This is a genomic window from Komagataeibacter diospyri (genome assembly GCF_006538165.1).
Classification (GTDB): domain Bacteria; phylum Pseudomonadota; class Alphaproteobacteria; order Acetobacterales; family Acetobacteraceae; genus Komagataeibacter; species Komagataeibacter diospyri.
Genome location: NZ_BDLU01000014.1, coordinates 66518 through 91007, shown reverse-complemented (window position 1 = coordinate 91007; position 24490 = coordinate 66518). Strand labels below are relative to the sequence as shown.

The following is a 24490-nucleotide window of genomic DNA, read 5'->3' as shown; positions in this document are numbered from 1 at the left end:
GCCACGCAGGCGATCAGGTGCCGGTTGTCCCTGACATCGTGATTTCCGGCATCGTGATCTGCAGCTTTACATCCGCAGGACAGGCCGATGCCGCACGTTCAAACGCGACAACACCCCGTTTGAATGCAAATGTTTCCGAAATAAGGGGTTTCAGATCCACCTTGCCCGACGCGATCAGGGCAATGGCGCGTTCGTACACATTGGCGTAGCGGAAAACCGTTTCCATGCGGATTTCCTTTGCCTGCGCCGCCACCATGTCAAAGGGCACCTTTTCCACCGGCATTCCCACGAACACGACCGTCCCACCCGGACGCACACAGGACAGGACATCGTCATACGCACCGGCAAAGCCGCTGGCCTCGAACACCACATCCGCACCCCAATCGGCACCAACATGGCGGGAGATGACGTCACGCGGGTTTTCGTCACTGACATTGATTGGTTCGAGCCCGTCATAACGACCGGCAATCTCCAGTTTCGGTGCGGCCAGATCGGATATGAAGACCACCCCTGCCCCGGATGCCAGCGCGGCCAGTGCCGTCATCAATCCAATCGGTCCGCACCCGGTCACCAGGCAGGTGTCACCGGGTCTGATCGCAGCCTTGACGGCGGCCTGCACGCCAATGGCGAAGGGTTCGACCATGGCCCCTTCACCAAAGGACACGTTATCGGGCAGACGATAGGTAAAGGCGGCCGGGTGGACCACTTCTGGCGTCAGGCAGCCATGAACCGGCGGTGTCGCCCAGAAGGTCACGGCGGGATCGACATTATAGATCCCCATGCGGGACGCGCGCGATATGGGGTCGGGAATGCCCGGCTCCATGCATACGCGATCACCGATTTTCAGGTTCCTGACACATGATCCGATTTCAGTGACCGTGCCTGCGGCTTCATGTCCCAGGACCATCGGATCGTTGACAATAAAGGGACCAATGCGCCCATGCGTGTAGTAATGGACATCGCTGCCACAGATCCCGACTGTATGGATTCTGATGCGCACGTCATCAGGCCCCAGTTCCTGCGGCAGGTCGATATTACGGATGGAAAGAACGCCTTGGCGTTCAAGGACCAGAGCTTCCGCCATTTATTTCCTGACGCCCTTTGGGCGCCCCTTCTTTTTGTTTTGGCGAAATCATATGAAAAGATCAGGAGGCATCGCGTCTAGCCCGTCTTTTGCCGGAAAATGATACTTTTTTGACATCCGCGCATTTCCGCCCGAAAATGGCGGAACGTCACGCATTCGTGACGCGCAGCCTCTGCCCGGCTGCCCCCTATGGCCCCGATATGACAGTATAGTCCGCAGACTTATATGCCCGGTCATGAAACGCCATAATGATATCATTCATGATACGGTCCGCCGTCATGAGCCGGTAATGGATCGGGTCCCAGAACATATCACGATCATTGATGATCGGGCCGGAAATATCAAAATCGATCACCAGCGTATTGGGCATGTTTCCGGCAACCGACGCTACATAACGGTGGCAGGCGCTGAACATGCTGTCATACATCGACCCCTGCGGATTATGCCGGATGGCCTGTACCGGGGGAAACCAGATGACACGCAGCGTGGTATCCGGCACCGCATGCAGGACAAGGGGCAGGTACGTCTGCATGGCGGGGGCAGCAGCCACGGGACCCGGTGGAGGCCGCATGAGGTCAGGCCCCCAGTGGACAAACAGCCTGTCCGCACGTGCGCGGGTATAGCTGGCATCCGACCCTACGAAACTGGTATAGCCATCTTCCCCGTAATGTTCATGGTGCAGCCCTGTCTGCACCATGAATTCATTGGCGGCTTCCTGCAGGGCATACAGGTTGGCCATATGCAGGTAACCCATCCATGGTGATCCCTGATAGATCCAGTCAGACCATGGCTCCTCGTTCAGGGGCACCTGTTTGGGACCATACAGGCACCATGCGCGGTCAATATCGACCATCAATACCTTCGGATCGGGATGATGGCGCGTAAATTCCCACAACAGGCGGTACTGCTCATGGGGCTGCGCATTATTCATCGCCATATTAAGGAAATGCGCCCCGAACGGAGCATCCATTACCGCAGGCTGTATCAGGCGGCCCGTGGATGTCCATCAAACCGTGACCTGCGCGCCAGCATGGGCATGGTAAAGCGCGCGTTGCTTGTTACCGGCAGGCGATGCAGTGGCAGCGACAGGGGCAGCCCGTCCCACGGATCGACCAGTACCACGAACAGATAGAGACACCCGCCCACAGCCCCGATCGTGGCCAGACATACCAGACAGAACTGATACCAGATATTCCTGTTGTGTATCTGCACCGATCCATCTGTTCCGAACGCCTGGATGACAGTGTGTGGAAACCATAATTCCCCCACCCGTGCAACCCGGCACGGGTGATGGAGCCCGCCTTTCGCACCGAGGAAGATAGCGGTATTGTGGACATGAAGCGGATTGAAGGCATACGACGCAATGGATGAAACCTTCTGGCATGGCAAATGGCAGCGCAATGAAATTGGCTTTCACGAGCCATGGCCCAATGCACTGCTGACTGATAATTTCATGGCCCTGCGTCTGCCTGTCGGCGCGCGGGTCTTTGTGCCATTATGCGGGAAAAGCCGCGACATTCACTGGCTGCTTGAATATGGGTATCAGGTTGCAGGCATCGAATTGAGTCCTATTGCCGTAACCCAGATTTTTTTCGAACTGGGGCTTGCACCCCGCATTTCACCGGCCGGCCCACTGTTACGTTACGAAGCGGGGTCTCTGTGTGTTTTCACAGGCAACGTCTTCAGCCTGACGCGGACGGAACTGGGCCATGTTGACGCTGTCTATGACCGTGCGGCGCTCATCGCCCTGCCCGCGCCCACCCGCGTGGCCTATGCCCGGCATCTCATCACCATTACCGAGGCGGCACCTGAACTGGTGATCAGCATGGAATATGACCAGTCGCGCAAGGCAGGACCACCATTTTCGGTCGATGAAAATGCGCTGCGACAGTATTATCGCGATACATTTACGCTGGACCGCGTGGCGCACAGAACCATACCGGGCGGTCTGAAGGGAAGCTGTCCCGCAACGGAAAGCGTATGGGTCATGAAACCGCGCTACGGGGCAGAAGCATTGATAAGAAATGGATAAAAGTCTTTGCGTGCGGCCTTTTTTTCAAAAAAGCGGTATTTCCTGAAGCTTTTTGAAAAAACAGCTTCACCAAAAACACCTTTGAATTCCCACGGATGTTTCATGGGCAGGCTTCAGAAATGCCTTTCGGATCCCGCCCCCACGCCATGACGTCAACCAGCGGGCCATATGACGTGCCCCGGACAAACTTCCCTGCCGCACGGACGTTCAGACCGCATCCGCAGGAGGTTGCGATGCGCCACATCATCAGGTTTTCCGCTATCCTCATCACCCTGTCTGCCACAGGCTGCTACGGCCCCGAACGTCACCATCCCTACCGTGACGAAGGCACAGCGGCGGATTATCGCAACCCCAACCAGCACTGGAGCCGTGGCCCCCACACCGATCACTGAACCGGTTGCGCCATTCAGGCAACGCGCAGGAAATGTTCCAGCGCGGTCAAAAACGCCTGCGGCGCCTGTGCATGCACCCAATGCCCGGCATCAGGTATGGTTTCCAGCCGGTAATGTGGAAACAGCCGACGCATGGCGGGATAGTTATCGGGCTGGATATAGTGTGAGCGTCCACCCGCTACAAACAGGGTTGGCCCGTCATAATGGATACCGGGCTGAAGATCGGGCCACCCGATGATGACGGGCATTGATGCCACTATTTCCCGCAGCCCGATATTCCAGCGCGGCCTTTCCCCCAGATCGAGATTCATCAACATAAGGTCTCGTACGGATTTTTCAGGGATCACCTGCCCCAGCCAGGCATCCGCCCCCGCGCGATCAAGGAAATCCGGCAACGGAAGGTCAGCCAGTTTGCGGGCCAGTTCATGGGACTGGGAAAAGCCACCCTCGCCCGGTGCAATATCCACCACCATCAGTGAATGCACCTCGGCCGGAAAGCTGAGCGCCAGCATCATCGCGGTCTTTCCCCCCATCGAATGACCCACCACGGTGGCGGGCAGTGCGTTATGGGCCGCCAGTGTTTCGCATACATCAGCGGCAAGGGTCGGGTAGTCCATCGGACCATGCGGGCTTGCGCCATGATTGCGCAGGTCCAGCGCCAGCGTGCGGCGGGTTGCTGCGATACGACGCTGGAAAAAACCGAAATTGCGTGCCCGCCCGAACAACCCGTGCAGGAAGACAACGGGCGGCTGGGACAGGTCGTCGTTTTCAGGGCCGAGTTCTATGGTATTGAGCAGCATGGCAGCGTGGGCTCCGGTTCTTTTCATGAAATATCCGGGGTATATTAGGGGGATCGGGCCATCCCTGCCTTTCATAATTCTGTGGGGTAGAAACCATGCATGCACCGACAGTGCCTGCTACCTTGCGCAGCCCCCTGATGCAGGCCGAACACAATGGTTTCTATTTATAAATAAATTTATATACCGGGTGGAACCGGCATCAACCTTTTCATTTTATTAATGTTAACAAATTGTGTGGGATCGCAAGATCACCCCAATCTGTTTTCACGCAGCTTTCTATAGGGTGATCCCCATGAGCCTGAATTTGCACGCCAATTACCGGCGCGATATTGATGGCCTTCGCGCAATCGCGGTAACGTCCGTCGTGCTTTTTCATGCCAGCGTCTATCCTGTACAGTCAGGATTTGTTGGCGTGGATATTTTCTTTGTTATTTCCGGTTTCCTGATCGGTGGCATCGTTTACAGGGATATCGGGCGGGGGACTTTCAGCTTTACCGGGTTTTACGCCCGGCGTGCCCGGCGTATCCTGCCGGCACTCATGGCCGTCATCGCCTCTGTCATGCTGGTGGGACTGCTGCTTTCCAGCCCGGCGGAATTACGACAGACCAGTATGGGGGCCATAAGCGCGTTACTTGGATGGTCCAACATACTGTTCTGGAAACAGATCAGTTATTTTTCCCCCGATGCCCATCTCAACCCGTTTCTCATGACATGGTCGCTGGGGGTTGAGGAACAGTTTTACCTGTTTTTCCCGCTTCTTCTACTTATGATCGGCCGGTTGCGGCATCTCGTTGTACTGTGCGTTATCGGGGCGCTGTGCCTTGGATCGCTGTGCATGGCGCAGTTCGGGCTGGGCCGGTGGCCTGCCGCAGTATTCTATCTGCTGCCCACACGGGCGTGGGAAATGGGCATGGGCACGTTCCTTGCCGTAGCGAAATCGAACTATACTTTATCCTTTCCCCGCCCCGTCAATCATTTAATTGGTTGGACGGGGCTTTTTCTTATCGGGCTATCCATATTCATTTTTGATGAACATACGCCCTTTCCCGGTCTGGCCGCACTCCTGCCGGTTGGGGGCACGCTGGCGCTGCTGCTGTCGGATGGCAGTTTCGTCAACCGCGCCATCCTGTCCACGCCGCCATTCATATGGATCGGACGCATATCGTATTCGTGGTATCTGTGGCATTGGCCGCTTATGGCGTTCATCTGGCTGTGTTCGGCACGCGCACCGTCCCCACTGCTGCTTGCGGGCGCGGGCATTGTGTCACTGGTGCCGGCCGCACTGTCATGGCGCTATATCGAACAGCCATTCCGTCGGGGTGGTGGAAGCAACCCTGTCGTCGTACTACGGTACGCAGGCAGCCTTGCGCTGGGTGTCAGCATGCTGGCCGCAGTCTATGTATCCAATGGTCTGCCCCGGCGTTTTGACCCGGCCCTGGTTATTGCGGAACAGGTTCTGGCGCAGGGACGGGGTGAACCCTGCCTGGCCAATTACGGGATATCCAACCTGAACATGTCGCCACGCTGCGTACACGATACGGGACGCCCCCGCGTCGCCCTGCTGGGAGACAGTCATGCATCCGCACTTGCCGCATCCCTGTCCCATATGGCTGATCAGGCAGGATTTGATTTCGTGCAGTTCACGAAATCCTCCTGCCCGCCTCTGCTGGGGACCACGCGGCTTATGCCTGCCCATCCCGGCCATGCCATGCAGTGCGCACAGTATAACGAACAGGCCTTCGCCGCCATCATGCATGACCCACGTGTCCAGACGGTCGTGCTGGCGGGTTACTGGGCCGCGCCCTTTGCCACTGACGCCGGGCGGGATGCCTATACCGACCCACATGACATGATGGACCATGGCGTGCCCGCCAGCCTTGCGCGGCTGGACATTGCGTTACGCAATACAACGCAGGTACTGGTCAATGCGCACAAGCATGTTGTCGTACTGGGGGATGTGCCCCAGTTCCGCTTCGATCCCGCCAAGGAAGCAGTGACCGCGTTCATGCCCATGCGCCAGAGGGCCGAACGCGCGCTGGACCCGTCATTCCAGACAGTAAGGGAAATCGCACCTGTGGAACTTCTTACCCTGCCCACCCAACCTGTCCCGGTTCTGGTACACAATGCGGTGACCGACAGGCAGGACATTATTTATTTTTCACTGGCTGATGGGTTGTGTTCATCCGCAGGATGCAAATTCCGCGACGGGGACAACCCGTTCTACGTTGATCCGCAACACCTGTCGCGCGCGGGGGCCGACTTCCTGCTGGCGCGGCTTGATGGACTGCTACCTGTCATGGGCGAGGGCATGGCACGGATTGCGGCGCAGCCCCCCATCCCCACGACACCGCTGCCCGTATCCGCAGCGACACAGGTCGCCATTCACTGAAAAAAGTTTCTGGTGAAGCTATTTTCAAACAGTCGCTTACGTTTCACGGGTCAGGGTGGACGGTTTGTGAAAGGCTACATGCCCAGTGCGGATACAGCGGATTTCATATTGCGGTTCATCCACCGTGGCGTGATGGGTATAGCCACTGACCTGAAATGGCACGGTATGCACGCCAATGACCGTGCCATGGGTGCGTCCCCCTTCATAGGGCCATGAGACTGTGTCTCCAACGTGAAATACCGTCATGTCTGCATCCCTTTATTTCGTATCCGTCCAACATTACCCAAACCGGCCCCTATGCGCGTCGGGGCTATCCTTCCTCATCAGCAGGTATCAATGCACGGGGGAAAGCCGCGGGATTGAAAAAGGCCAGCACGATCCCCAGCAGCACCATGCAGCAGGATAGCGGGACCAGGACGGCAAACCCGCCATGGGACAGGACCTGTCCCCCTGCGGCGGAGCCCAGCAGGATACCCGCGTTACATGCGGCATTGATCGCAGCCCCCGCAACATCAGGGCGTGTCGCACGCGCCCGGATTGCGCCCGACATGACAAAAGGCACGATGGCGGCATAGCCGATACACCACAGACCAACAGCCGCAACCGCCATCCAGCCGGACAGGATGTGCCCGTACATAAGCCCCATGCCCACCAGCATGGCCAGCCCACTGCCCAGCAAGCCGGCTGCGGGCCTGCTGTCAACCACCTGCCCTGCCCCCCACAGGCCAAGGATGCTGAAGCCACCCGTCAGCAGCAGCGCGATACTGAGCGTTCCCACCGACAGCCCATGTGCCAGTAATAAAGGCGTAATATACGTGTACAGCAGGTGATGGGAAAAAAAGAACACCGCATCAACCATTACAACAACAAGGAATATGCGCATTGCACGCCTGCCCCCGATAGTGGGCAGCCCTTCCCTTACCTGCACCGGCGACGTGACCGGCGGCAGGAAAAACGCAATGCACACCGTCAGGATCACCGCCAGAACGGTCATGACGCCCATGGCCACGCGCCACCCTGCCAGATGCCCGATCGCTGCCGCCCCCGGCACCCCCAGGATCATGCCCAGCGACGTCCCGCCATAGACGAATGAAATGGCCCGTCCCGTCATGTTCTGCGGTACCAGGCGCGCGGCATAGGCCGCTGCAATGGACATGAGCAGCGCATGTGCCACCCCCCCGACCAGACGCCCCGCGCACAGGATAAGGAAGGTCGGCGCCACCGTCACCGCAAGGTTGGACACGACATAGCCCAGCAGGGACAGCAGCACGAGCCGCTTGCGGTCGATATGCGCTGTCATGATCGTAAGCGGCACGGCACCCAGCATGACCATCAGCGCAAAGGCGCTGACGGACAACCCTGCCTGTCCTTCGGGAATGTGGAAGTCGCGCGCCATTTCAATCAGGATACCCACGGGGGCGACTTCACTGGTCAGGGCGGTAAATGTACAGGCAAACAGGGCGCACAGCCCGATCACGGCGCCCGTGGAAAGTGTCTTGAACAGCATGCTCACCTGCTTTGGATTGCGCCATATGTTATGACGTCGATTTTTCGGTGCCTTTTTGCACTTTCCGCATCCCCATGGAATAGGCGTATTTCACGTTTTGCCCTTTCGATGGAACAAAATTATCAAAGGGAAATCGCTGCGGGAAAAACCGGCCAGAAAACCCGTCGGGCGCCAGATGAAAAATACTGTTTTTTCAGTTTGCCGGACCATAAGACCCACGACATCCGGTATGCGCTGATTGCCACGCTGTCATGGCGCACGTCAGGTTCAGACCCGTCGTGTTATACAAGTGCCGTGTGTTGCGATCCCATGCCATTTCCGCCCCTGCAGCCATCTTCGTGGCGGCGCGGGACATTCTGCGCATGTCCCGGCATGTTTTGGCCCCGCAGGCATGAACCACGGGGCAGCAATGGGGGCTGTTACAGGTTATGACTGACGTTGATCCAGATTTTTACGAATGTCCTGGACAAAGCGTGAGTACCGAACACCCCGAAAGAAAACATCCATCAGCAGGCGTGCAGGCCAGCGGCAGGGCCGCCTGACCTGAATCAGCAGGACGTAGCGGGTGTCGGTCGTGTTGTTCCACACTTCATGGTTGTAAGTATCGTCAAACAGGATCGATCTGCCTTCGGTCCATGGACAGACATGCAACCTGTCGCCTTCCTCGAACTGGATCCAGCAGTTTTCACGATCGGCAGGAACATGCAGCGCCAGATGATAGGTCAGCATGCCCTTGGTCATGCCACGGTGACGGGGAATATGGCAGCCCGCTTCCAGGACGGAAAAGCTGGCGGTGCACAAATTGGGGATCCGGTCGATCAGCGCCGCGGCAGTCGGCACATGCGCCCGGTTTTCCTGCCGTCTGTAGCCATATCCTTCGAGAAAGAAGGAATGCCAGCGGCGGTCAGCAGCAATACGCCCGTGATCGGGCGATATGTCCCCGAGGGAAGGAATATCGGTCGCCGCAATCTGCAGCGCCTCGTCACGAATTCTTTCCCAGTTCTGTTCCAGGTCATGCACCCACTGCATGATATGGGGATCAAAAAGAGCCTGATCCGGCAGAAGGGAGAACCGCATGATGAAAGTATCCACCCAGTCACGCAGGTTCTTGGTCAAATGATAAATGGTCTTCTTTTTCACCACATGCATTTCCCTGAAGTTGGGCTGAGGCGCGGAAATATATTTCAGCCAGTCATGCATGAACATCCTTTCTCCCCCTTTCGCCGGCATGGCAGCTTTTCGCGCTGCAGGTTGCAATATTCCCGCACGGTTGCGGGAAACCATGTGCCAACGTCCGGACGGGGTTCAGGGATGCATCCGGATCATGCCACAGCGGAACACAGGGAGAAATCATCGTGGCGGCCCTTTTGCTGGCGGCGCGAAGTGTATAGAATCACTCATCATCCGCAGACCTACGCCGCGCCGGGCCTGCCACATGTTCTTCATGGCGCCATGCAGGGAGTAAGGCGTGCCTTCAGCTACACCACAGCCGGTTGACACCACATTGACCAGTGCCGCGATTTTCCTGATCTTCACGCTGGATCCTGGCGATGGAGATGATGGCGCCGTGGTTCGTGACCTGTATGGCGACCTGTCATCACTGGTGCGTGGGGTGGGTTTCCGCATTCCCGACGGGCGGCTGTCCTGTATCGCGGGGATCGGATCGGATGCCTGGGAACGCGTATTCGGGGAACCAAAACCGAAGGAACTCCACTCTTTCCGCGCCATCCACGGGGTGCATGAAGCACCCTCCACTCCCGGTGACCTGATGTTCCACATCCGTGCGACGCGCATGGACCTGTGTTTTGAACTGGCAGCCGCCATCACTGCCCGGCTGGAAGGCGTTGCGCGGGTGGTGGATGAAGTCCACGGGTTCAAGTATTTCGATGCCCGCGACCTGCTGGGCTTTGTCGATGGCACGGAAAACCCGGTCAATCAGGCCGCGACCGATGCCACCGTGATTGGTGATGAAGACCCCGATTTTACAGGCGGCAGTTATGTCATCATCCAGAAATACCTGCATGACCTGAAAAAATGGGACGCCATTCCCGTCGAACAGCAGGAAAAGATCATTGGCCGCAAAAAACTGTCCGACATTGAACTGCCCGAAGCCGCCAAGCCCAGCTATGCCCACAATGTCCTGACCAATATCGAGGAAAATGGCGAGCAACTGCAGATCGTGCGCGACAACATGCCCTTTGGCGAAGTGGGCAAGGGTGAATTCGGAACCTACTTCATAGGATACGCAAAAACCCCAACCCGTGTGGAGCGGATGCTGGACAACATGTTCATTGGCAACCCGCCGGGCAATTACGACCGCCTGCTGGATGTCAGCCGCGCGGTAACGGGCGTGCTGTTTTTTATTCCCGCTGCCGATTTCCTTGATGCCGCCCCCACATATGGCGAAGCGGCCGCCGCACCAGCGGACAGCACTGAAGACGCACCGGCCGGACCATCCCCCGCCGCCAGCGGTTCACTTGGTATCGGGTCACTGAAGGAAGAAGTCTGACATGAACAATCTGCACCGCAACCTAGCCCCCATTTCCGACGCCGCATGGGCGGATATCGAACAGGAAGCATCCCGCACGCTGCGCCGCTACCTTGCCGGCCGGCGCGTCGTGGACGTGCCCGAAGCCCGTGGCGTCGGCTTTGCCGCCGTCGATACCGGCCACACCGCCCGTATCAACAGCCCGGCAGACGGGGTGCAGGCACTACAGCGCAAGGTCCTGCCGCTGGTGGAACTCCGTGTCCCCTTCTCGCTCAGCCGCGATGCGATTGACGATGTGGAACGCGGGGCGCTGGATTCCGACTGGCAGCCGCTGAAGGACGCGGCAAAGAAAATCGCCTATGCCGAGGACCGCGCGATATTTGACGGCTATGCCGCAGCCGGAATCCGGGGGATCGGGCAGGACACGTCCAACGGCCAGTTCTCGCTGCCCGCATCCGCCCGCGACTATCCCGCCATTATTGCCGATGGCCTGAATGAACTGCGTATTTCAGGCGTAAACGGCCCCTATTCGATTGTGCTTGGCGCCCGGGCGTTCGCTGCCGTCAGCGGTGGGAACGAGGAAGGCTACCCTGTCCTGCGCCACCTGGAACGGATGATCGAGGGCAAGATCATCTGCGCCCCGGCCATTGAAGGCGCCTATATCCTGTCCACCCGTGGCGGTGATTTTGAACTGGATATCGGGCAGGATGTCTCCATCGGTTACAGCAGCCATTCCGCCACGGCAGTGGAACTGTACCTGCAGGAAAGCTTCACCTTCCGCGTGCTGACAACCGAAGCCTCGGTCGTGATAAAGCATGCGGCTGCATAACAACCGTCCATAATCCGGACGGCACGCGGCTTCTCAAACCAGGGGAGTTACTGCAGGTGATGGCCCATGCAGCGACACGGGCCACAACCGCAGGAATGGGAACAGGCACCTTATCAAGGTCTCACTGCAATCCGGCAGGAACGACCGACAATGGCAGGCATTCCTCCCGGTTGATCGCGCAACAGGGCATGGTTTGATTTGCTGCCCGTTTCGTGATTACAGCCAGCATGACGCAACCGGAAAAGAAAGATAGACAATGAAAATCAGCGCACGTAACCAGATCGCAGGCAAGATCACGTCCATCACCAAGGGCGCGACCACTTCCCATGTCAGCATCGATATTGGCGGCACCATCATCACGGCCTCGATCACCAATGAAGCGGTTGCCGACCTGAATCTGAAGGTTGGTGAACATGCAACTGCCATCATCAAGGCGTCCGATGTCATGGTGGGCGTTTAAGGGGCACGGACCCACGCGCCGTCTGTCCATATGGACGGGCGGCATTCCCCTTTTTCCAACATGAACAATCCCTAACCTGCGGGATACAAAAAGACAGGATCCAGACACAGGCTGGCCACGTTGGGCGCATAACATGCGATCAACCAACCTTTAAGGTAATGCCCCTGTGACCCTGAAAATCGCATTTTCCAGTATACTCGCCCTGCTGGTGATTGGCATCTGTGTTCCGGTGCAGGCCCGGTCGTACCGTATCCACGTCCCCACAGCCAGCCATCACGTGCAGGAAGTCAACACGGAAATGGGCTACATACGCGGCCATGCCGCCGTCCTGTCCCCTGACAGCAGTGCATATCGCAACATGGATGCCAAATGCGCCGGCCGTGGACTGAATAACGTCACCACGCAAAGTGTGACGATCGGCGTCAGCAGGTCCTCGCGCCGTAATTTCTACACGCAGTGCATGATCGAAAGTGGCGCGTGGCGATAACACGCGGAGGGACTGGCGCACCGAAATCCGTCCGGATATCGTAACGTGTAGACAGGCTGTCGTCCTGACAGCCCCAACCGGAAGATATTCGTGCAGATACCACCCTATCACGCCCAATGGCACCCACATTCCGTAACAGAAGAGCGGACGTGCAATGATACCACCTATCCCGTGCGGCTGGTGGACGGATCGACACTGATCCTGCCGCTGCGCCCGCTACCCGGTGGGGAAAAGGCCATTGCGCTGCTTATGTCCAACCAGACGGGATTTGCCGTCGAAGGTGCCCTGGTCCGCCTGCTGACCGACATGGTGCGGGAACTGGCGCCGGAGGTGATCGTGGGCGTGCCGACCATGGGGCTGGCCTATGCCCGGCCCGTGGCGGAAAACCTTGGGTTCAGTGACTATGTCGCGCTGGGGCATTCACGCAAATTCTGGTATGATGATGCGCTGTCGCAATGCCTGACATCGTCCACCAGCCCTGATCGGGCCAAGCACCTGTATCTTGATCCCGCCCTTGTCGAACGGGTGCGCGGCAGGCGTGTCGTGGTCATGGACGACGTGCTGAACACCGGCCGGACCGCGGCCGCAGCCATCCAGCTCATGCAGAAGGTAGAGGCACAGGTTATCGGCATCACGGCAGTCCTGACCGAAGGCTGGGCGTGGCAGGCCGAACTGGAACGCTCAGGCCCCGATATGCCGGGACTGGTGCATGCCCTTGGCCATATCCCCATGTTTGGCCGGACCGATGGCGGCTGGCGACCACTTGCGGACACCTGATCCCGCCTGCGCACGTGCGGTACGTAAAGACAGGAAACGGAGCGTTTCCGATTTTGGCGTATTCAGCCCTGCTGCGGGACGTATTGTCAGGAAGGTTCCTGCGGGAAACAGTCCATGACACAGCAAGGGATTACGAAATTGTCCAAGGTTCTCGTACTGTATTATTCCACCTACGGTCATATTGAGACCATGGCCCACGCCGTGGCGGAAGGGGTTCGCGCGGCAGGGCTGGAAGCGGACGTGAAACGTGTACCCGAACTGGTGCCCGAAGACGTGGCGAAAGCCCATCATTTCAAGACCGAACAGGCTGCTCCCCTCGCCACCACGGCGGAATTGCCCGAATATGATGCAGTCATTGTCGGCGCACCGACACGTTTCGGACGGCTGCCGTCACAGATGGCCAATTTCTGGGACCAGACGGGCGGCCTGTGGCTGAAGGGTGCGCTGGTTGGCAAGGTGGGCGCGGTCTTTACCTCTACCGCGTCACAGCATGGCGGACAGGAAACCACCCTGTATTCGCTCATGTCCAACCTGCTGCACCACGGCATGGTCATCACCGGCCTGCCCTACACGTTTCAGGGTCAGCTGAAGGTGGATGAAGTGACCGGTGGCGCGCCCTATGGCGCAACCACGATCGCTGCTGGTGACGGGTCGCGTCAGCCCAGCGCCACTGAACTGGATGGCGCGCGCTTCCTGGGCCAGCACGTGGCGGGACTGGCCAAAAAACTGGCCTCCTGACCCATCTGGCACGCCCGGCCTGTCGCCGGGCGTGCCCTATCCCATCCGTCAGCCTGCCTTCGCCCATGGCGGGTGACCGAACGCACCCACCAGATAATCAATGAAAGCCGTAACCCGCATGGGCCGCAGGGTGCTGGCGGGGGTGACCAGGTACAGGGCCACTGGCGGAGCCTCCCATTGGGGCAGAAGCCGTGTAAATTTGCCTGATTTCAGCCCGTCCCACACCATGAATTCCGGAAACAGCCCGAAACCCAGACCAGCTTCAAGCGCAGGCAGGAAAGTTTCGGCATTATCCGCGCGCAGCCGGGCGGTCTGGCACAGGACGAATTCTCGCCCGTTCCCCTCATGCCGCAGGCGGATCATGCCAGGAGCGGAAGTATTGGTGTAAACGAAGCTCCTGTGCCCTTCCAGCGCACGAGGGTCATCAGGATGGCCGATCCGCTCCACATATCCCGGGGTTGCCACAAGCAGCAGCCGCACCGTGCACAGCCGCCGCGCCAGCAGGGCCGAATCCGCCAGCGACGCAATCCGCAGCGCCATGTCGTATCCACCCGCGACAAGATCCACGATGGCATCACTATAATCGATGGTGATGTCTATTTCGGGATGACGCACAAGGAAATCCGGCAACAGCGGGGCAAGATGCCGGACCCCGAACACCATTGGGGCCGCGACCCGGATCAGGCCCGATGGCGTCAGGGTCCCCCCACGGGCTTCCATTTCTGCGGCTTCGGCTTCCGCCAGTATCCGGCTGGCATGCCCCAGCAGCATCCGCCCCGTCTCGGTCAGCGACATCTGGCGTGAATTGCGATTGAACAGGGCAACACCCAGCGACTGTTCCAGCCGGCCTATGGCCTTGGACACGGTGGGTTTGGACAGTTGCACGTCCTCCGCCGCGCGCGCAAACGAACCGCGTTCCGCCACCTTTGCAAAAATGGCCCATGCCTCAAAATCCGGCAGCCGCATTGCACAATCCCACGCAATGATTCCCATTGCATGTTTCCATAACTTATCGACCCCGGCGTGTCTCCCTCCCTGCCATCCCTTATGATCAATAAATGGAAACAATACCTTTCTTCCATTTCCATATACGCAATACCGGCCAGACGCTAACGTGACCCCATAGTCAACGCAGCCAACTGGAGAAAAACCGATGATTGAAGTTCGCCCCTTTGGCCAGCTGGGCCACGCCGACCATGGCTGGCTGGATGCACGCCACCATTTCTCGTTCGCACATTACCACGACCCCGACCGCATGAACTGGGGCGCGCTGCGGGTATGGAATGATGACATGATCGCGCCCGGCACCGGTTTTGGCACCCATCCGCACCGGGATATGGAAATCATCACCTATATCCGCGAAGGCGCGATTACCCATACCGACAGCCTTGGCAATACCGGACGGACAGATGCGGGTGATGTTCAGGTCATGTCGGCGGGCACCGGCATCCGCCATGCCGAACACAACCGCGAGGACGTGGCCACCCGCCTGTTCCAGATCTGGATCATGCCCGACCGTGCGGGCCATGTGCCATCATGGGGTACGCGATCTTTTCCCAAGGGGGACCGGGCGGGACGTTTCGTGGTCCTTGCCTCGGGCCGGGGGGAAGATGACGACGCCCTGCCGATCAATGCCGATGCCCGCGTACTGGGGGCGACGCTGAAGAAGGGACAGGTTGCCGATTACCCGCTGGGCACGGACCGGCTTGGCTATCTGGTGCCCGCGCGCGGTAGTGTGGAAATCGAGGGCACGATAGTGCATGAACGTGACGGCGCCGCCATTTCCGACACCGAAACGCTGCGTGTCCGCGCACTGGAGGATAGCGAAATCGTGCTGGTCGATACTGCCCCGTAACCGGATGTGAAGGGGACGCGCGCAATCCGGCCAATCGCCACTGACAGATTTTGATACAGATGGCGGTTCCGGGCTGGCGCGTCCCCGTCATTACCCCGACTGAAGCCCGGTAATGCGGCGCAGAAGGCGAGGAAGCCATGATTTTTCATGAAGCGATGATGCACCCTGCCCGCTCAGGGTGCCCTTATCCCCATGACAGGACCTGATGCATGCGTCACAGCCATGCAGTTTCCGGCTACCTGACAATGTGACGGTATGTAACACAACCTCTCCGTTTATGGAGAGAACGTAAAGAAAAGATTTTTTGTCCTGTCGGGTCTTGCATTGCTGGCCGGGTGCGCATCCAGCCCGAAGAACGTCAAGGCGACTTATGTTCCGGATACCGCCTATGCCAGCATGGACTGCCAGCAGCTCGGCCAGGAAGAACTGAAGGAAGGCGATACGCTGGAAACCCTGACCAACAAGCAGCGCCGGGCGCACAAGACCGATACGTGGGGTGTGCTGGCGCTGGGCGTGCCGCTGTCTGAAATGACCGGATCAGACGTGGCGGGGGTTCTGGCGCGTGAAAAGGACAAGATGGAAGCCATCCAGCGCATGCAGATCGCAAAATCATGCCCGGGTGCCGGTGTGGCGGTCGTGCCGGCAACACTGGATTGATGCCCGGCCTCCGTGTCATGCGCTGTGCCATGGGGCGTGGCCGTCCCTTTCGCGCCGCGTGGGACCGGGGCTTTTTCCAGCCGCATTTTCATGATTCACTGGACGACATGATCCTGATGGAACGTGGCGACAAAACGGCATGACATGTCCAGACCAGCGGCACATGACGGGCGAAAACCAGCCTGTCGCCATGGCAATCCTGCGGGTGGGCACGATCATGTGTCTCAACCCCGTCGCGTCGCATGTGTTCAGGCCGGACAGGCCATCAGGTGAACATTCGCCCCGAACCACACCACAGTCGTGAGAGAAACACATGAAAATAGCCCAGTGGATGAAGCAGTCCGGTGTCGCCTTCGGTACCAGCGGCGCACGTGGCCTTGTGACCGCCATGACGGATTCCGTCTGCTTTGCCTATACGGTGGGCTATCTCAAACATCTGGCCAGTCTGGGTGAATTCCTGCCCGGCACGCAGGTCGCGGTGGCAGGCGACCTGCGCCCCAGCACGCCGCGCATCCTGCGCGCCTGTGTCGCGGCCATCACGTATATGGGGGGTGTGCCGGTTTTCTGCGGGTACGTGCCGACACCCGCGCTGTGCCTGCATGCATTCACGCTGGGTATTCCGTCACTTATGGTGACGGGCAGCCATATCCCGGCTGATCGCAATGGTATCAAGTTCAACCGCGCGCGTGGTGAATTCCTCAAGACCGATGAAGCCACTATGCGCGAACAGGATGTGACCCTGCCCGATGGCTGGTTTGACACGGACGGGGCGCTGGCGCGTGACATCACGCTACCGGTTATCACGGATGTCGTGCCGGGCTTTGTTGCCCGTTACCAGGATTTTTTTGGCCCTGATGCCCTGTCCGGCCTGAAACTGGGCATTTACCAGCATTCCGCCGTGGGGCGTGACGTGATGGTGGAAATTGTCGAGGCACTGGGCGGCACCGCCGTCCCGCTGGGCCGTAAGGATGACTTCATTCCCGTCGATACCGAAGCCGTGCGCCCCGAAGATGCGGCCCTGGCACGCGAATGGGCCAGCGATGGCACGCTGGACGCCATCCTGACCACCGATGGCGATTCCGACCGTCCGCTGCTGGCGGACCGACATGGTAACTGGCTACGGGGGGACGTGCTGGGAATTATTGCCGCGCGCTTCCTGGGCGCGGCCGCCGTGACCACACCGGTCAGCAGCAACACCGCACTGGAACAGGCTGGTTTCGTCCGTGACATACGGCGCACCCGCATCGGCTCCCCCTTTGTCGTCGCGGCCATGACCGAGGCGGCTGAGGCCGGGCTGCTGCCCTCCGTCGGGTATGAAGCCAATGGCGGTTTCCTGCTGGCCAGTGACGTGACCCAGGGCGCGCGCACCCTTGGCGCACTGCCCACGCGGGATTCCATGCTGCCCATGATCTGCGCCCTTGTCGCGGCACGGCAGCAGGGTGTGGATCTGGCCGGGCTTGTGGCCACCCTGCCCCCGCGCTTCACGCTCAGCGACCGGCTGGTGGAAATGCCGACTGCGCAGAGTCAGGCGCGGATTACCGCCTTGCGGGCGGACCCGGCCAAAGGGGTCGCAGCACTGGGGCTGCTGGATGCCTGCGGCGGGCTTGCGCATGTTGATGAAACCGATGGCCTGCGCATGACCTTTGAAAATGGGGAAATCGTTCACCTGCGTCCATCAGGCAACGCGCCGGAACTGCGGGTGTATGTGGAAAGCGACAGCCCTGCGCGCACGACGGACCTGCTGAAAATTGGTATGGATGCCGTCAGCACATGGCGTGATACGCCATAGCCTGCAGCGGATCACATCCATCCCGAACAGCAAGGATCGTCCCCTTCAAACCTTCCCCCTGTGCCCGCGTTGCAGGCGTAGCAACAGGGGGCCTGTCATGCGCCATATTCCTTGGATATTCATGGCCTGCGCCATCATCATCTGCCTTGCGGGATGCCATGACCGACATCGGGATCATCCGCTCTACTGGCATGAAAACCAGCAGCATGGAGAACATCACCCGCATGGCGGTCGTGGCGCATATTAAGACAGTGCCGTCCTGAACAATCCGGCAATCATTAAGAAATTTTCTGGTGCCGCCAATGGCATGACATATGCCTGTCTTCCGGCTTTCGCCCGTCTCCTTCTTCCCGTAACGCGGTGATGAAGTCTGTTGTCTTGGGCTGGCCTTTGCGGCATGAGGGGGCATATCAGAATTCCATTCTTGTCTGTCAGCAGGTTTTCCATGTCCGAACATACCCCCATTGGTCTTGATAACGCGGCCGCCCCCGTCCGGGCGCTGACCCATTCGGGGAATTTCCACGTTGATGAGACGCTGGGCTATGTCATCCTTCACTACGCCCTTGCACCGGGGGGGGACCTGCGCGCACGTATTCTGGGGGACGGGCCTGCCGACCGGCTGGAATTCATCCGTTCACGCTCGCCCGAACAGATCGCGGCGTCCCATATCGTGTTTGACGTGGGTGGCCAGTATGCCCCGGCAAAGGGTCGTTACGACCATCACATGAAGGACAAGCCCCTGCGTGATGACGGAACGCCCTACAGTGCCGCGGGCCTGCTGTGGAAGGATTACGGGATTGCCGCCATCCGCAATATTGTACAGACACAGGTGGATGAAGCGGACATCGCCGCCATATGGCAGGCCATCGACAAATCGCTGGTCCTGCCAATTGACGAAGATGACAATGGCGTCGTGAAAATGGGCAAGCTGTCGCTGGCCGATATCGTGTCGTCGTGCCGCCCGGCATGGGACACCATTGAACTGTATGGACCCGAAGAAGCAAAACGGCGCGAGACGCTGGGCTTCGCCAATGCTGCGACGACCGTCGCCTCCCATCTGGTCAATGTGGTGGACCGCGTGCGCGCCAGCCTGAAGGCGGCAGCCCGGGTCATGACCGCCTATGAAGCCGCCGAGGACAAACGCATCCTGCTGATGGATACGGGCATGCCGACCGAAAAGGTCATTTTCGAAAACGACCTGCCCGTCGTCTATGTCGTCTCGCCCGCGGCCCCCGACCGCTGGAACGTCAAGGCAGTGCCACCCGTACGCGGCGATTTCGGGCAGCGTGTCTCCCTGCCTGAAGCCTGGCGCGGACTGGATGGGGAAACACTGGCCAAAGTATCGGGCGTGCCAGACGCGGTATTCGCCCATCCCGCCCGCTTCATCTGTGGCGCGGGCAGCCGGGAAGGGGCGCTGCAGATGGCGCGCCTGGCGCTGAAGATCAATGATGAACTGGAGCAGGCCGGCGACTGACCCGTCCCTCCACCAGCCCTTTGTTATCCATCCCCTGTCAGGCAGGCGCACCGGATGCGACGCGGCCTGACGGGCATGATGTCACAAACGTGATGAACAATCGGGCTGCCTCCCCGCTTGGGAGCATGACTGGCCCTTCTCTGTCGACCCCTGCCTGCCTACATCGGCTGCATCGGGTGATTTTTCGTCGCCCGGACTGGAGGTCACCATGGATCGGGGAACCCGTTACCGCTCCAATCCCGATGTCATTGACATGATTGGCATTGGCATGGTCCTGCTCACGCTTGCACTATGGCTGTCGTTTATCTTCATATGATGGTTCAGTCCGCGTCCGGATCGGGACGCAAGCTGGCCTGAATGCTTCTGCCGGAGGCTACAATGTGGATACACCTGCGCCGCCAGCGCCTTGCTGGCGCACCACGGACCGGACGTCTTGAGAGCTGGGACATTGCGGGACCGGCACTGATCGCCGCCGCATTCGCCCTTTCAACGGCGCTGATATTCCTGTTCTGAAAACATCACCCCACACAACGAAAGCCCGGCACAGTGCTGCCGGGCTTTTTTCATGTCCACACCCATCCCGTCGCCACGGGGCGTGCGCAGGGCATACCTCCCCTGATTGGCGACTGTGGCACGGGTGCGTTAAGCTCATGCACCCTATATCCGGGAAAGGAAGATCATATCATGGACACCAGGACCATTGCTGAAGCCTACTTCACGCTGGGCACCCGGATCGAGGAAAGCCAGGCCCGCGTCAGTGATGCGGCTGAAGCCCTGATCCCCCTTGTCAAACGCGGCGATGCAGATGCGGTCAGCGCACTGGACAACCTGCGCAAGGCGGCTGTTTCCATGCAGGCCGAACGGCTGTGGGCGGAATATCTGTGGCAGCTTGCATCTGGCAAGACCCCGGTTCCGCCCGTCGATCCCGCCGCGACATCCGACAGGCCCCAGCCGCACACATTCCTTGACAGCCTGCTGGGTGAACTGACCGATTATATCAGGTATGGGAATTCCTGATCCCTTTCCGCCTGACCCGGTCATGGGCCGGGCGGAAGCGTTCACATGCGGATACGGTTTTTCTATACAGCCGTGGCCGAGATGGCCTGTACCAGCAGGTCCACGATTTTTTCCAGCATGATCCGGTCGGCATCGGAAAAACGGTCGCGCACCGGACTGTCGATATCCAGCACGCCCAGCAACCGGTCGCCCGCAATGACCGGCACCACGATTTCGGAAGCCGAGGCGGCGTCACAGGCGATATGACCGGGAAAGGCGTGCACGTCGGGCACGACAAGGCTCCGCCGTTCCCGCGCCACTGTCCCGCATACGCCCCTGCCATAGGCAATGCGGGTGCAGGCCATCCGCCCCTGAAACGGCCCCAGCACAAGCTGGTTTTCTTTCCAGATATAAAATCCTGCCCAGTTGAGGTCGGGCAGTGCCTCGAAAATCATGGCTGCGATATTGGCCATGTCCGCGATCATGTCCGGTTCCGTCGCCACGACTGATGCCACGGCGGACATCAGTTCGTCTGCACGCAGGCGCTGCGGGGGTGCCGACATCGGTTTTTTCCTTCCTGCACGACATTGGGCAACGGACTATGATGTCCGCTCCCCTGCCCTGAAACATAGTCCATATCCGCCCGGCCATACAGACAGTAAACCACCACGCGGCGCCGGCAGCTTCCGGCTTCCTGTCCCACCTGATGCAACCTGTCGCCGTGAAGCGGGTTTAATACGCAACACATGATGGCCGCAAAAAGACTGCCCTAACGCACCATTCCGCGCTGCCACGTCATTTCACGTCCCGCCAGCAGGATGCAACAATGTCGTACCGTCCAATGATAACCCTGTCCGCCATGACAATCAGCGTCGTGTTCGGAGGAGGCATGCTTCCCGTCATGGCGCGCGATATGGTCATGCCAACGACCGGCAAACCAGAGGCCATGATCGATGTGGCACCGGGCGCGCGACTGGCGGGTTACCTCAATTTCTGCATTCAAAATGGCCTGGCTGGGCATGCCGACGCCACGCCGCTCATGAATACGCTGATCCGTAATACCGGCGCGGTCCCGCCCGATGAACACGGCAACATGGATTATGCCTATGGCACGGCGGGTATCCTGCAACCCGGTGCCGGCAACGTGCCCCGCATGACCGACCTTGATATCCCGGCGCGACGCGATGCGTGTACGCATGCCGTGAAAAAGGCGGGCATGGGGGCGTGACGGAGGGTTTCCCCGTCAACATGCCCTTATGGGCACACCCTGCAAACCACATGACGGAGTTCGCGCATGTCCCACAGCATTCCCGCACAGAGCCAGCCCCACCAGCCCGGCATCGAGCGCCTGCTTGATCCGCCAGCGGAACATATCCGCGCTGATTATCGGGGCAGCGGCAAGCTGGAGGAACGCAGGGCGCTGGTCAGCGGTGGTGACAGTGGCATAGGGCGCGCCGCCGCCGTGCATTTCGCACGTGAAGGGGCCGATGTCGCCATCGTGTATCTGGAAGAAGACGAGGATGCCAACGAAACGGTGCGCCTGATCGAAGCCGAAGGGGCGCGCGCGCTGGCCATACGCGGCGATATATCATGCAGCCAGGTATGCGATGACGCGGTGGCGCGTACGGTACAGGCCTTTGGCGGGCTTGATGTCGTGGTCAATAACGCCTCCGTCCAATACGTCAGCAGTGACCTGACCGATATTACGGATGAAACATGGCAGCGTCACATGGACGTGAACATCAATGGCTATTTTTACCTGACCCGCGCGGCATTGCCGCATCTGGAACGCGACAGCGCGATCATCAATACGTCCTCGGTCAATGCGTTTGCGGGCAATGCCTCACTGGTCGCCTATACCACGACCAAGGGGGCGGAAATGGGCTTTACCCGGGCACTTGCATTGCAGCTTGCGCCCAAGGGCATACGGGTCAACGCGGTTGCCCCCGGCCCGGTCTGGACTCCCCTGCAACCTGCAAGCTGGGGGCCTGTGGACCCGCAAGCGGTCGCCAACCTTGGCAAGGACACCCCCATGGGTCGCATTGGCCAGCCCAGTGAGCTTGGTCCGGCCTATGTTTACCTTGCGGCGCGGGATTCATCATACATGACCGGGCAGACACTGCACGTGAACGGGGGCATGATCATCAATGGGTGAAGCCCTGCCCTCACTCATGGTGCCGGCGTCGTCATGGTTGCGCCTTTCGCCCCACCGACACTGGCTGGACACGCAGGGACAGCGACTGCTGGATTTTTCCAGAGCTGCCCGCGTGCCCTGCGGGTTCGCAGCCCTGGACGATCAGGGCGAGCTGCCGCCCGATTCCACGGCCGACACCACGCTGGGCGCGCGGATGACCCATGTTTATGCCGTGGCGACGGGACGCGGGCTGCCCGGCTGCGGACCGCTTGCGGCCCATGGGGTCAACTGCCTGCTGGGGCCATTGGCGGACCATGAAAATGGCGGCTGGTTTCCTGCTCCTCCCGCCGATGGCCAACCGTCCGACGCCGGGCGTAAGCAGGCGTACCTGCATGCTTTTGTCGTGCTGGCCGCCTCATCCGCCACGGTTGCGGGGATTGCGGACGCGCGCAGGCTGCTGGATAAGGCGCTTGCGGTATGGGAACGGTATTTCTGGAGCGAGAAAGAAGGCGTTTTCCGCGAAAGTTTCGCCGCCGACTGGTCGGATGAGGAAGATTACCGGGGCGCCAACGCCAACATGCATTCGCTTGAAGCCTGCATGGCGGCTGCCGATGTAACCGGCAACCCCGTCTGGCGCAACCGGGGCCTGCGCGTGGCCGAACGCTTCATCCATACACTGGCGCGCGATGCGGGCTACAGCCTGCCCGAACACTACGACCGCAACTGGCGGCGGCTGGATGATTACAACCGCGACCGGCCCGCTGACCCGCTACGTCCCTATGGCATGACGCCGGGCCATTTCACGGAATGGGCGCATCTGCTGCTGAAGCTGGAGGCGGCATTGCTGCGCGCCGATGGCCGCGCGCCCGCATGGCTGCTGGAAGACGCCACCGAGATGTTCCATAACGGCATGACAGCGGGATGGGCCCGCGATGGGGCGCCGGGGCTGGTTTACACGATCGACTGGAACCATGATCCCGTGGTCCATAACCGCCCCCACTGGTGCCAGGCGGAAGCCATGACAGCGGCGGCCGCCCTGCTTAAACGCACGGGCCACCGGCAGTATGAACAGTGGTACCGCACGTTGTGGGATTATATCGACACCTTCATGATCGACCGCAGGCATGGCGGGTGGATACAGGAACTGGACCGCAACAACCGGCCATCCGCCGTGGTGTATGAAGGCAAGGCCGACCTGTACCATGCATGGCAGGCGACCATGACCCCGCTCCTGCCGCTTGCCCCCAGCTTCGCCACCGCTGTCGCCCTGCTGGAAAATCACGGTAAGGCACGTGACACGCCTGAATTTCCGGACTTTTTCCGCACATCCTGAAAACAATGAAAGTTTCCGGGTGCCGCCTTTTTTCAAGAAGGCGGCGTTCTTTGAAGCTTTTTGAAAAAAGCTTCACCAAAAACTTCCTGTAATCCGCGGCCTGAACCTGTCTGCGCATGAAAAAGCCAGACCCACATTGCATGATCCACACTCCGCCGCCGATTTCAGTCAGGGCGATCAACCGGAAGCGGTCATGGACATATCGCGGTCTTCATGGATGCATGTCCCCTTTCTGCCCGTCATGAAACAGGTCATCATGCCCGGCCTGC

The 24490-nt window shown here is 59.6% G+C and carries 29 protein-coding genes; 20 read left to right on the top strand and 9 right to left on the bottom strand.

The features are described from left to right. Nucleotides 1–13: 13 nt before the first annotated feature. From MSKU9_RS02460 to MSKU9_RS02450, 3 genes are all read right to left on the bottom strand, one after another. On the bottom strand, nt 14–1084 hold the full coding sequence (locus MSKU9_RS02460; protein ID WP_141259764.1) for an NAD(P)-dependent alcohol dehydrogenase: 1071 nt from the start codon (nt 1082–1084) through the stop codon (nt 14–16). 187 nt (nt 1085–1271) lie between these two features. After that, entirely contained in the window at nt 1272–2021 is a 750-nt protein-coding gene (locus MSKU9_RS18455; RefSeq protein ID WP_227002322.1) for a hypothetical protein, read from the bottom strand. A 47-nt stretch (nt 2022–2068) separates the two neighbouring features. Beyond that, nucleotides 2069–2296, bottom strand: a complete 228-nt coding sequence (locus tag MSKU9_RS02450; RefSeq protein WP_141259763.1) for a hypothetical protein — start codon at nt 2294–2296, stop codon at nt 2069–2071. Between the two features lie 151 nt (nt 2297–2447). Between MSKU9_RS02450 and tmpT the strand changes: the two genes are divergently transcribed. Further along, on the top strand, nt 2448–3116 hold the full coding sequence (gene tmpT, locus MSKU9_RS02445) for a thiopurine S-methyltransferase (protein WP_141259762.1): 669 nt from the start codon (nt 2448–2450) through the stop codon (nt 3114–3116). Between the two features lie 233 nt (nt 3117–3349). Further along, complete coding sequence (locus MSKU9_RS02440) at nt 3350–3508, top strand: hypothetical protein (RefSeq protein ID WP_227000534.1); 159 nt, start codon at nt 3350–3352, stop codon at nt 3506–3508. Nucleotides 3509–3522: 14 nt separating this feature from the next. Here the strand turns inward: MSKU9_RS02440 and MSKU9_RS02435 are convergent, their stop codons facing one another. Continuing rightward, on the bottom strand, nt 3523–4308 hold the full coding sequence (locus MSKU9_RS02435; protein WP_141259870.1) for an alpha/beta fold hydrolase: 786 nt from the start codon (nt 4306–4308) through the stop codon (nt 3523–3525). Nucleotides 4309–4600: 292 nt separating this feature from the next. On the opposite strand from MSKU9_RS02435, the gene MSKU9_RS02430 reads away from it, so the two are divergent. Beyond that, the gene (locus MSKU9_RS02430) at nt 4601–6697 is read left to right on the top strand and encodes an acyltransferase family protein (protein WP_141259761.1); all 2097 of its coding nucleotides are present in this window, start codon (nt 4601–4603) and stop codon (nt 6695–6697) included. A gap of 36 nt (nt 6698–6733) precedes the next feature. Here the strand turns inward: MSKU9_RS02430 and MSKU9_RS02425 are convergent, their stop codons facing one another. The 3 genes from MSKU9_RS02425 to MSKU9_RS02415 form a co-directional block, all read right to left on the bottom strand. Beyond that, entirely contained in the window at nt 6734–6943 is a 210-nt protein-coding gene (locus tag MSKU9_RS02425; RefSeq protein WP_141259760.1) for a hypervirulence associated TUDOR domain-containing protein, read from the bottom strand. 64 nt (nt 6944–7007) lie between these two features. Continuing rightward, nucleotides 7008–8204, bottom strand: coding sequence for an MFS transporter (locus MSKU9_RS02420; RefSeq protein WP_141259759.1), 1197 nt, complete (start codon nt 8202–8204; stop codon nt 7008–7010). Between the two features lie 426 nt (nt 8205–8630). Next, nucleotides 8631–9353: an aspartyl/asparaginyl beta-hydroxylase domain-containing protein gene (locus tag MSKU9_RS02415; protein WP_141259869.1), complete on the bottom strand. Its 723-nt coding sequence runs from the start codon at nt 9351–9353 to the stop codon at nt 8631–8633. A 319-nt stretch (nt 9354–9672) separates the two neighbouring features. Here MSKU9_RS02415 and MSKU9_RS02410 point away from each other — a divergent pair, with 319 nt between their 5' ends. The 6 genes from MSKU9_RS02410 to wrbA all read left to right on the top strand — a co-directional run bounded on the left by MSKU9_RS02410 (nt 9673) and on the right by wrbA (nt 13983). Beyond that, the gene (locus MSKU9_RS02410) at nt 9673–10713 is read left to right on the top strand and encodes a Dyp-type peroxidase (RefSeq protein ID WP_141259758.1); all 1041 of its coding nucleotides are present in this window, start codon (nt 9673–9675) and stop codon (nt 10711–10713) included. Nucleotide 10714: 1 nt separating this feature from the next. After that, nucleotides 10715–11521 carry a family 1 encapsulin nanocompartment shell protein gene (locus MSKU9_RS02405; protein ID WP_141259757.1) on the top strand — a complete coding sequence of 269 codons (807 nt, stop codon included), beginning with the start codon at nt 10715–10717 and terminating at the stop codon, nt 11519–11521. A gap of 256 nt (nt 11522–11777) precedes the next feature. Continuing rightward, nucleotides 11778–11981 carry a TOBE domain-containing protein gene (locus MSKU9_RS02400; RefSeq protein WP_141259756.1) on the top strand — a complete coding sequence of 68 codons (204 nt, stop codon included), beginning with the start codon at nt 11778–11780 and terminating at the stop codon, nt 11979–11981. Nucleotides 11982–12147: 166 nt separating this feature from the next. Beyond that, nucleotides 12148–12468: a hypothetical protein gene (locus tag MSKU9_RS02395; protein WP_141259755.1), complete on the top strand. Its 321-nt coding sequence runs from the start codon at nt 12148–12150 to the stop codon at nt 12466–12468. 90 nt (nt 12469–12558) lie between these two features. Further along, the gene (locus MSKU9_RS02390; RefSeq protein WP_141259754.1) at nt 12559–13245 is read left to right on the top strand and encodes a phosphoribosyltransferase; all 687 of its coding nucleotides are present in this window, start codon (nt 12559–12561) and stop codon (nt 13243–13245) included. Between the two features lie 138 nt (nt 13246–13383). After that, on the top strand, nt 13384–13983 hold the full coding sequence (wrbA, locus tag MSKU9_RS02385) for an NAD(P)H:quinone oxidoreductase (RefSeq protein WP_141259868.1): 600 nt from the start codon (nt 13384–13386) through the stop codon (nt 13981–13983). Nucleotides 13984–14031: 48 nt separating this feature from the next. Here wrbA and MSKU9_RS02380 read toward each other — a convergent pair whose 3' ends face one another. Continuing rightward, complete coding sequence (locus MSKU9_RS02380; RefSeq protein ID WP_141259867.1) at nt 14032–14949, bottom strand: LysR family transcriptional regulator; 918 nt, start codon at nt 14947–14949, stop codon at nt 14032–14034. Nucleotides 14950–15136: 187 nt separating this feature from the next. Between MSKU9_RS02380 and MSKU9_RS02375 the strand changes: the two genes are divergently transcribed. The 8 genes from MSKU9_RS02375 (at nt 15137) to MSKU9_RS02355 (ending at nt 20775) form a co-directional block, all read left to right on the top strand. Then, nucleotides 15137–15838: a pirin family protein gene (locus tag MSKU9_RS02375; RefSeq protein ID WP_141259753.1), complete on the top strand. Its 702-nt coding sequence runs from the start codon at nt 15137–15139 to the stop codon at nt 15836–15838. Nucleotides 15839–16162: 324 nt separating this feature from the next. Next, nucleotides 16163–16495 carry a hypothetical protein gene (locus MSKU9_RS02370; RefSeq protein WP_227002321.1) on the top strand — a complete coding sequence of 111 codons (333 nt, stop codon included), beginning with the start codon at nt 16163–16165 and terminating at the stop codon, nt 16493–16495. Next, complete coding sequence (locus MSKU9_RS17845) at nt 16495–16638, top strand: hypothetical protein (protein WP_154670660.1); 144 nt, start codon at nt 16495–16497, stop codon at nt 16636–16638. The genes MSKU9_RS02370 and MSKU9_RS17845 overlap by 1 nt, the downstream gene beginning before the upstream one ends. After that, nucleotides 16635–16799, top strand: a complete 165-nt coding sequence (locus tag MSKU9_RS17840; RefSeq protein ID WP_154670659.1) for a hypothetical protein — start codon at nt 16635–16637, stop codon at nt 16797–16799. The genes MSKU9_RS17845 and MSKU9_RS17840 overlap by 4 nt, the downstream gene beginning before the upstream one ends. Before the next feature lie 27 nt (nt 16800–16826). Then, a complete protein-coding gene (locus MSKU9_RS02365) occupies nt 16827–18284 on the top strand; it encodes a phosphomannomutase (RefSeq protein ID WP_141259866.1) in 1458 nt (485 codons plus the stop codon). A 445-nt stretch (nt 18285–18729) separates the two neighbouring features. After that, nucleotides 18730–19758: an MYG1 family protein gene (locus MSKU9_RS02360; RefSeq protein ID WP_141259751.1), complete on the top strand. Its 1029-nt coding sequence runs from the start codon at nt 18730–18732 to the stop codon at nt 19756–19758. 378 nt (nt 19759–20136) lie between these two features. Further along, entirely contained in the window at nt 20137–20271 is a 135-nt protein-coding gene (locus MSKU9_RS18710) for a hypothetical protein (protein WP_264371833.1), read from the top strand. A gap of 171 nt (nt 20272–20442) precedes the next feature. Then, on the top strand, nt 20443–20775 hold the full coding sequence (locus tag MSKU9_RS02355; protein WP_141259750.1) for a hypothetical protein: 333 nt from the start codon (nt 20443–20445) through the stop codon (nt 20773–20775). Nucleotides 20776–20837: 62 nt separating this feature from the next. Here MSKU9_RS02355 and MSKU9_RS02350 read toward each other — a convergent pair whose 3' ends face one another. After that, nucleotides 20838–21317 (bottom strand): GAF domain-containing protein, encoded by a 480-nt coding sequence (locus MSKU9_RS02350; RefSeq protein ID WP_141259749.1) that lies wholly within the window; start codon nt 21315–21317, stop codon nt 20838–20840. Nucleotides 21318–21580: 263 nt separating this feature from the next. On the opposite strand from MSKU9_RS02350, the gene MSKU9_RS02345 reads away from it, so the two are divergent. The 3 genes from MSKU9_RS02345 to MSKU9_RS02335 all read left to right on the top strand — a co-directional run bounded on the left by MSKU9_RS02345 (nt 21581) and on the right by MSKU9_RS02335 (nt 24221). After that, nucleotides 21581–21982 (top strand): hypothetical protein, encoded by a 402-nt coding sequence (locus tag MSKU9_RS02345; RefSeq protein ID WP_141259748.1) that lies wholly within the window; start codon nt 21581–21583, stop codon nt 21980–21982. A 66-nt stretch (nt 21983–22048) separates the two neighbouring features. Then, complete coding sequence (locus tag MSKU9_RS02340; RefSeq protein WP_141259747.1) at nt 22049–22909, top strand: glucose 1-dehydrogenase; 861 nt, start codon at nt 22049–22051, stop codon at nt 22907–22909. Further along, complete coding sequence (locus MSKU9_RS02335) at nt 22902–24221, top strand: AGE family epimerase/isomerase (protein ID WP_141259746.1); 1320 nt, start codon at nt 22902–22904, stop codon at nt 24219–24221. Before MSKU9_RS02340 ends, MSKU9_RS02335 begins: the two co-directional genes overlap by 8 nt. Nucleotides 24222–24490: the final 269 nt, after the last annotated feature.

What these genes read in the sequence shown, in the direction of transcription:
- MSKU9_RS02460 (WP_141259764.1), bottom strand. Translation starts at nt 1,084, where the DNA reads ATGGCGGAAGCTCTGGTCCTTGAACGCCAAGGCGTTCTTTCCATCCGT.
- MSKU9_RS18455 (WP_227002322.1), bottom strand. Translation starts at nt 2,021, where the DNA reads ATGGCGATGAATAATGCGCAGCCCCATGAGCAGTACCGCCTGTTGTGG.
- tmpT (WP_141259762.1), top strand. Translation starts at nt 2,448, where the DNA reads ATGGATGAAACCTTCTGGCATGGCAAATGGCAGCGCAATGAAATTGGC.
- MSKU9_RS02440 (WP_227000534.1), top strand. Translation starts at nt 3,350, where the DNA reads ATGCGCCACATCATCAGGTTTTCCGCTATCCTCATCACCCTGTCTGCC.
- MSKU9_RS02435 (WP_141259870.1), bottom strand. Translation starts at nt 4,308, where the DNA reads ATGCTGCTCAATACCATAGAACTCGGCCCTGAAAACGACGACCTGTCC.
- MSKU9_RS02430 (WP_141259761.1), top strand. Translation starts at nt 4,601, where the DNA reads ATGAGCCTGAATTTGCACGCCAATTACCGGCGCGATATTGATGGCCTT.
- MSKU9_RS02425 (WP_141259760.1), bottom strand. Translation starts at nt 6,943, where the DNA reads ATGACGGTATTTCACGTTGGAGACACAGTCTCATGGCCCTATGAAGGG.
- MSKU9_RS02420 (WP_141259759.1), bottom strand. Translation starts at nt 8,204, where the DNA reads ATGCTGTTCAAGACACTTTCCACGGGCGCCGTGATCGGGCTGTGCGCC.
- MSKU9_RS02415 (WP_141259869.1), bottom strand. Translation starts at nt 9,353, where the DNA reads ATGCATGTGGTGAAAAAGAAGACCATTTATCATTTGACCAAGAACCTG.
- MSKU9_RS02405 (WP_141259757.1), top strand. Translation starts at nt 10,715, where the DNA reads ATGAACAATCTGCACCGCAACCTAGCCCCCATTTCCGACGCCGCATGG.
- MSKU9_RS02400 (WP_141259756.1), top strand. Translation starts at nt 11,778, where the DNA reads ATGAAAATCAGCGCACGTAACCAGATCGCAGGCAAGATCACGTCCATC.
- MSKU9_RS02380 (WP_141259867.1), bottom strand. Translation starts at nt 14,949, where the DNA reads ATGCGGCTGCCGGATTTTGAGGCATGGGCCATTTTTGCAAAGGTGGCG.
- MSKU9_RS02375 (WP_141259753.1), top strand. Translation starts at nt 15,137, where the DNA reads ATGATTGAAGTTCGCCCCTTTGGCCAGCTGGGCCACGCCGACCATGGC.
- MSKU9_RS17845 (WP_154670660.1), top strand. Translation starts at nt 16,495, where the DNA reads ATGCCCGGCCTCCGTGTCATGCGCTGTGCCATGGGGCGTGGCCGTCCC.
- MSKU9_RS17840 (WP_154670659.1), top strand. Translation starts at nt 16,635, where the DNA reads ATGACATGTCCAGACCAGCGGCACATGACGGGCGAAAACCAGCCTGTC.
- MSKU9_RS02365 (WP_141259866.1), top strand. Translation starts at nt 16,827, where the DNA reads ATGAAGCAGTCCGGTGTCGCCTTCGGTACCAGCGGCGCACGTGGCCTT.
- MSKU9_RS02360 (WP_141259751.1), top strand. Translation starts at nt 18,730, where the DNA reads ATGTCCGAACATACCCCCATTGGTCTTGATAACGCGGCCGCCCCCGTC.
- MSKU9_RS18710 (WP_264371833.1), top strand. Translation starts at nt 20,137, where the DNA reads ATGTGGATACACCTGCGCCGCCAGCGCCTTGCTGGCGCACCACGGACC.
- MSKU9_RS02355 (WP_141259750.1), top strand. Translation starts at nt 20,443, where the DNA reads ATGGACACCAGGACCATTGCTGAAGCCTACTTCACGCTGGGCACCCGG.
- MSKU9_RS02350 (WP_141259749.1), bottom strand. Translation starts at nt 21,317, where the DNA reads ATGTCGGCACCCCCGCAGCGCCTGCGTGCAGACGAACTGATGTCCGCC.
- MSKU9_RS02345 (WP_141259748.1), top strand. Translation starts at nt 21,581, where the DNA reads ATGTCGTACCGTCCAATGATAACCCTGTCCGCCATGACAATCAGCGTC.
- MSKU9_RS02340 (WP_141259747.1), top strand. Translation starts at nt 22,049, where the DNA reads ATGTCCCACAGCATTCCCGCACAGAGCCAGCCCCACCAGCCCGGCATC.
- MSKU9_RS02335 (WP_141259746.1), top strand. Translation starts at nt 22,902, where the DNA reads ATGGGTGAAGCCCTGCCCTCACTCATGGTGCCGGCGTCGTCATGGTTG.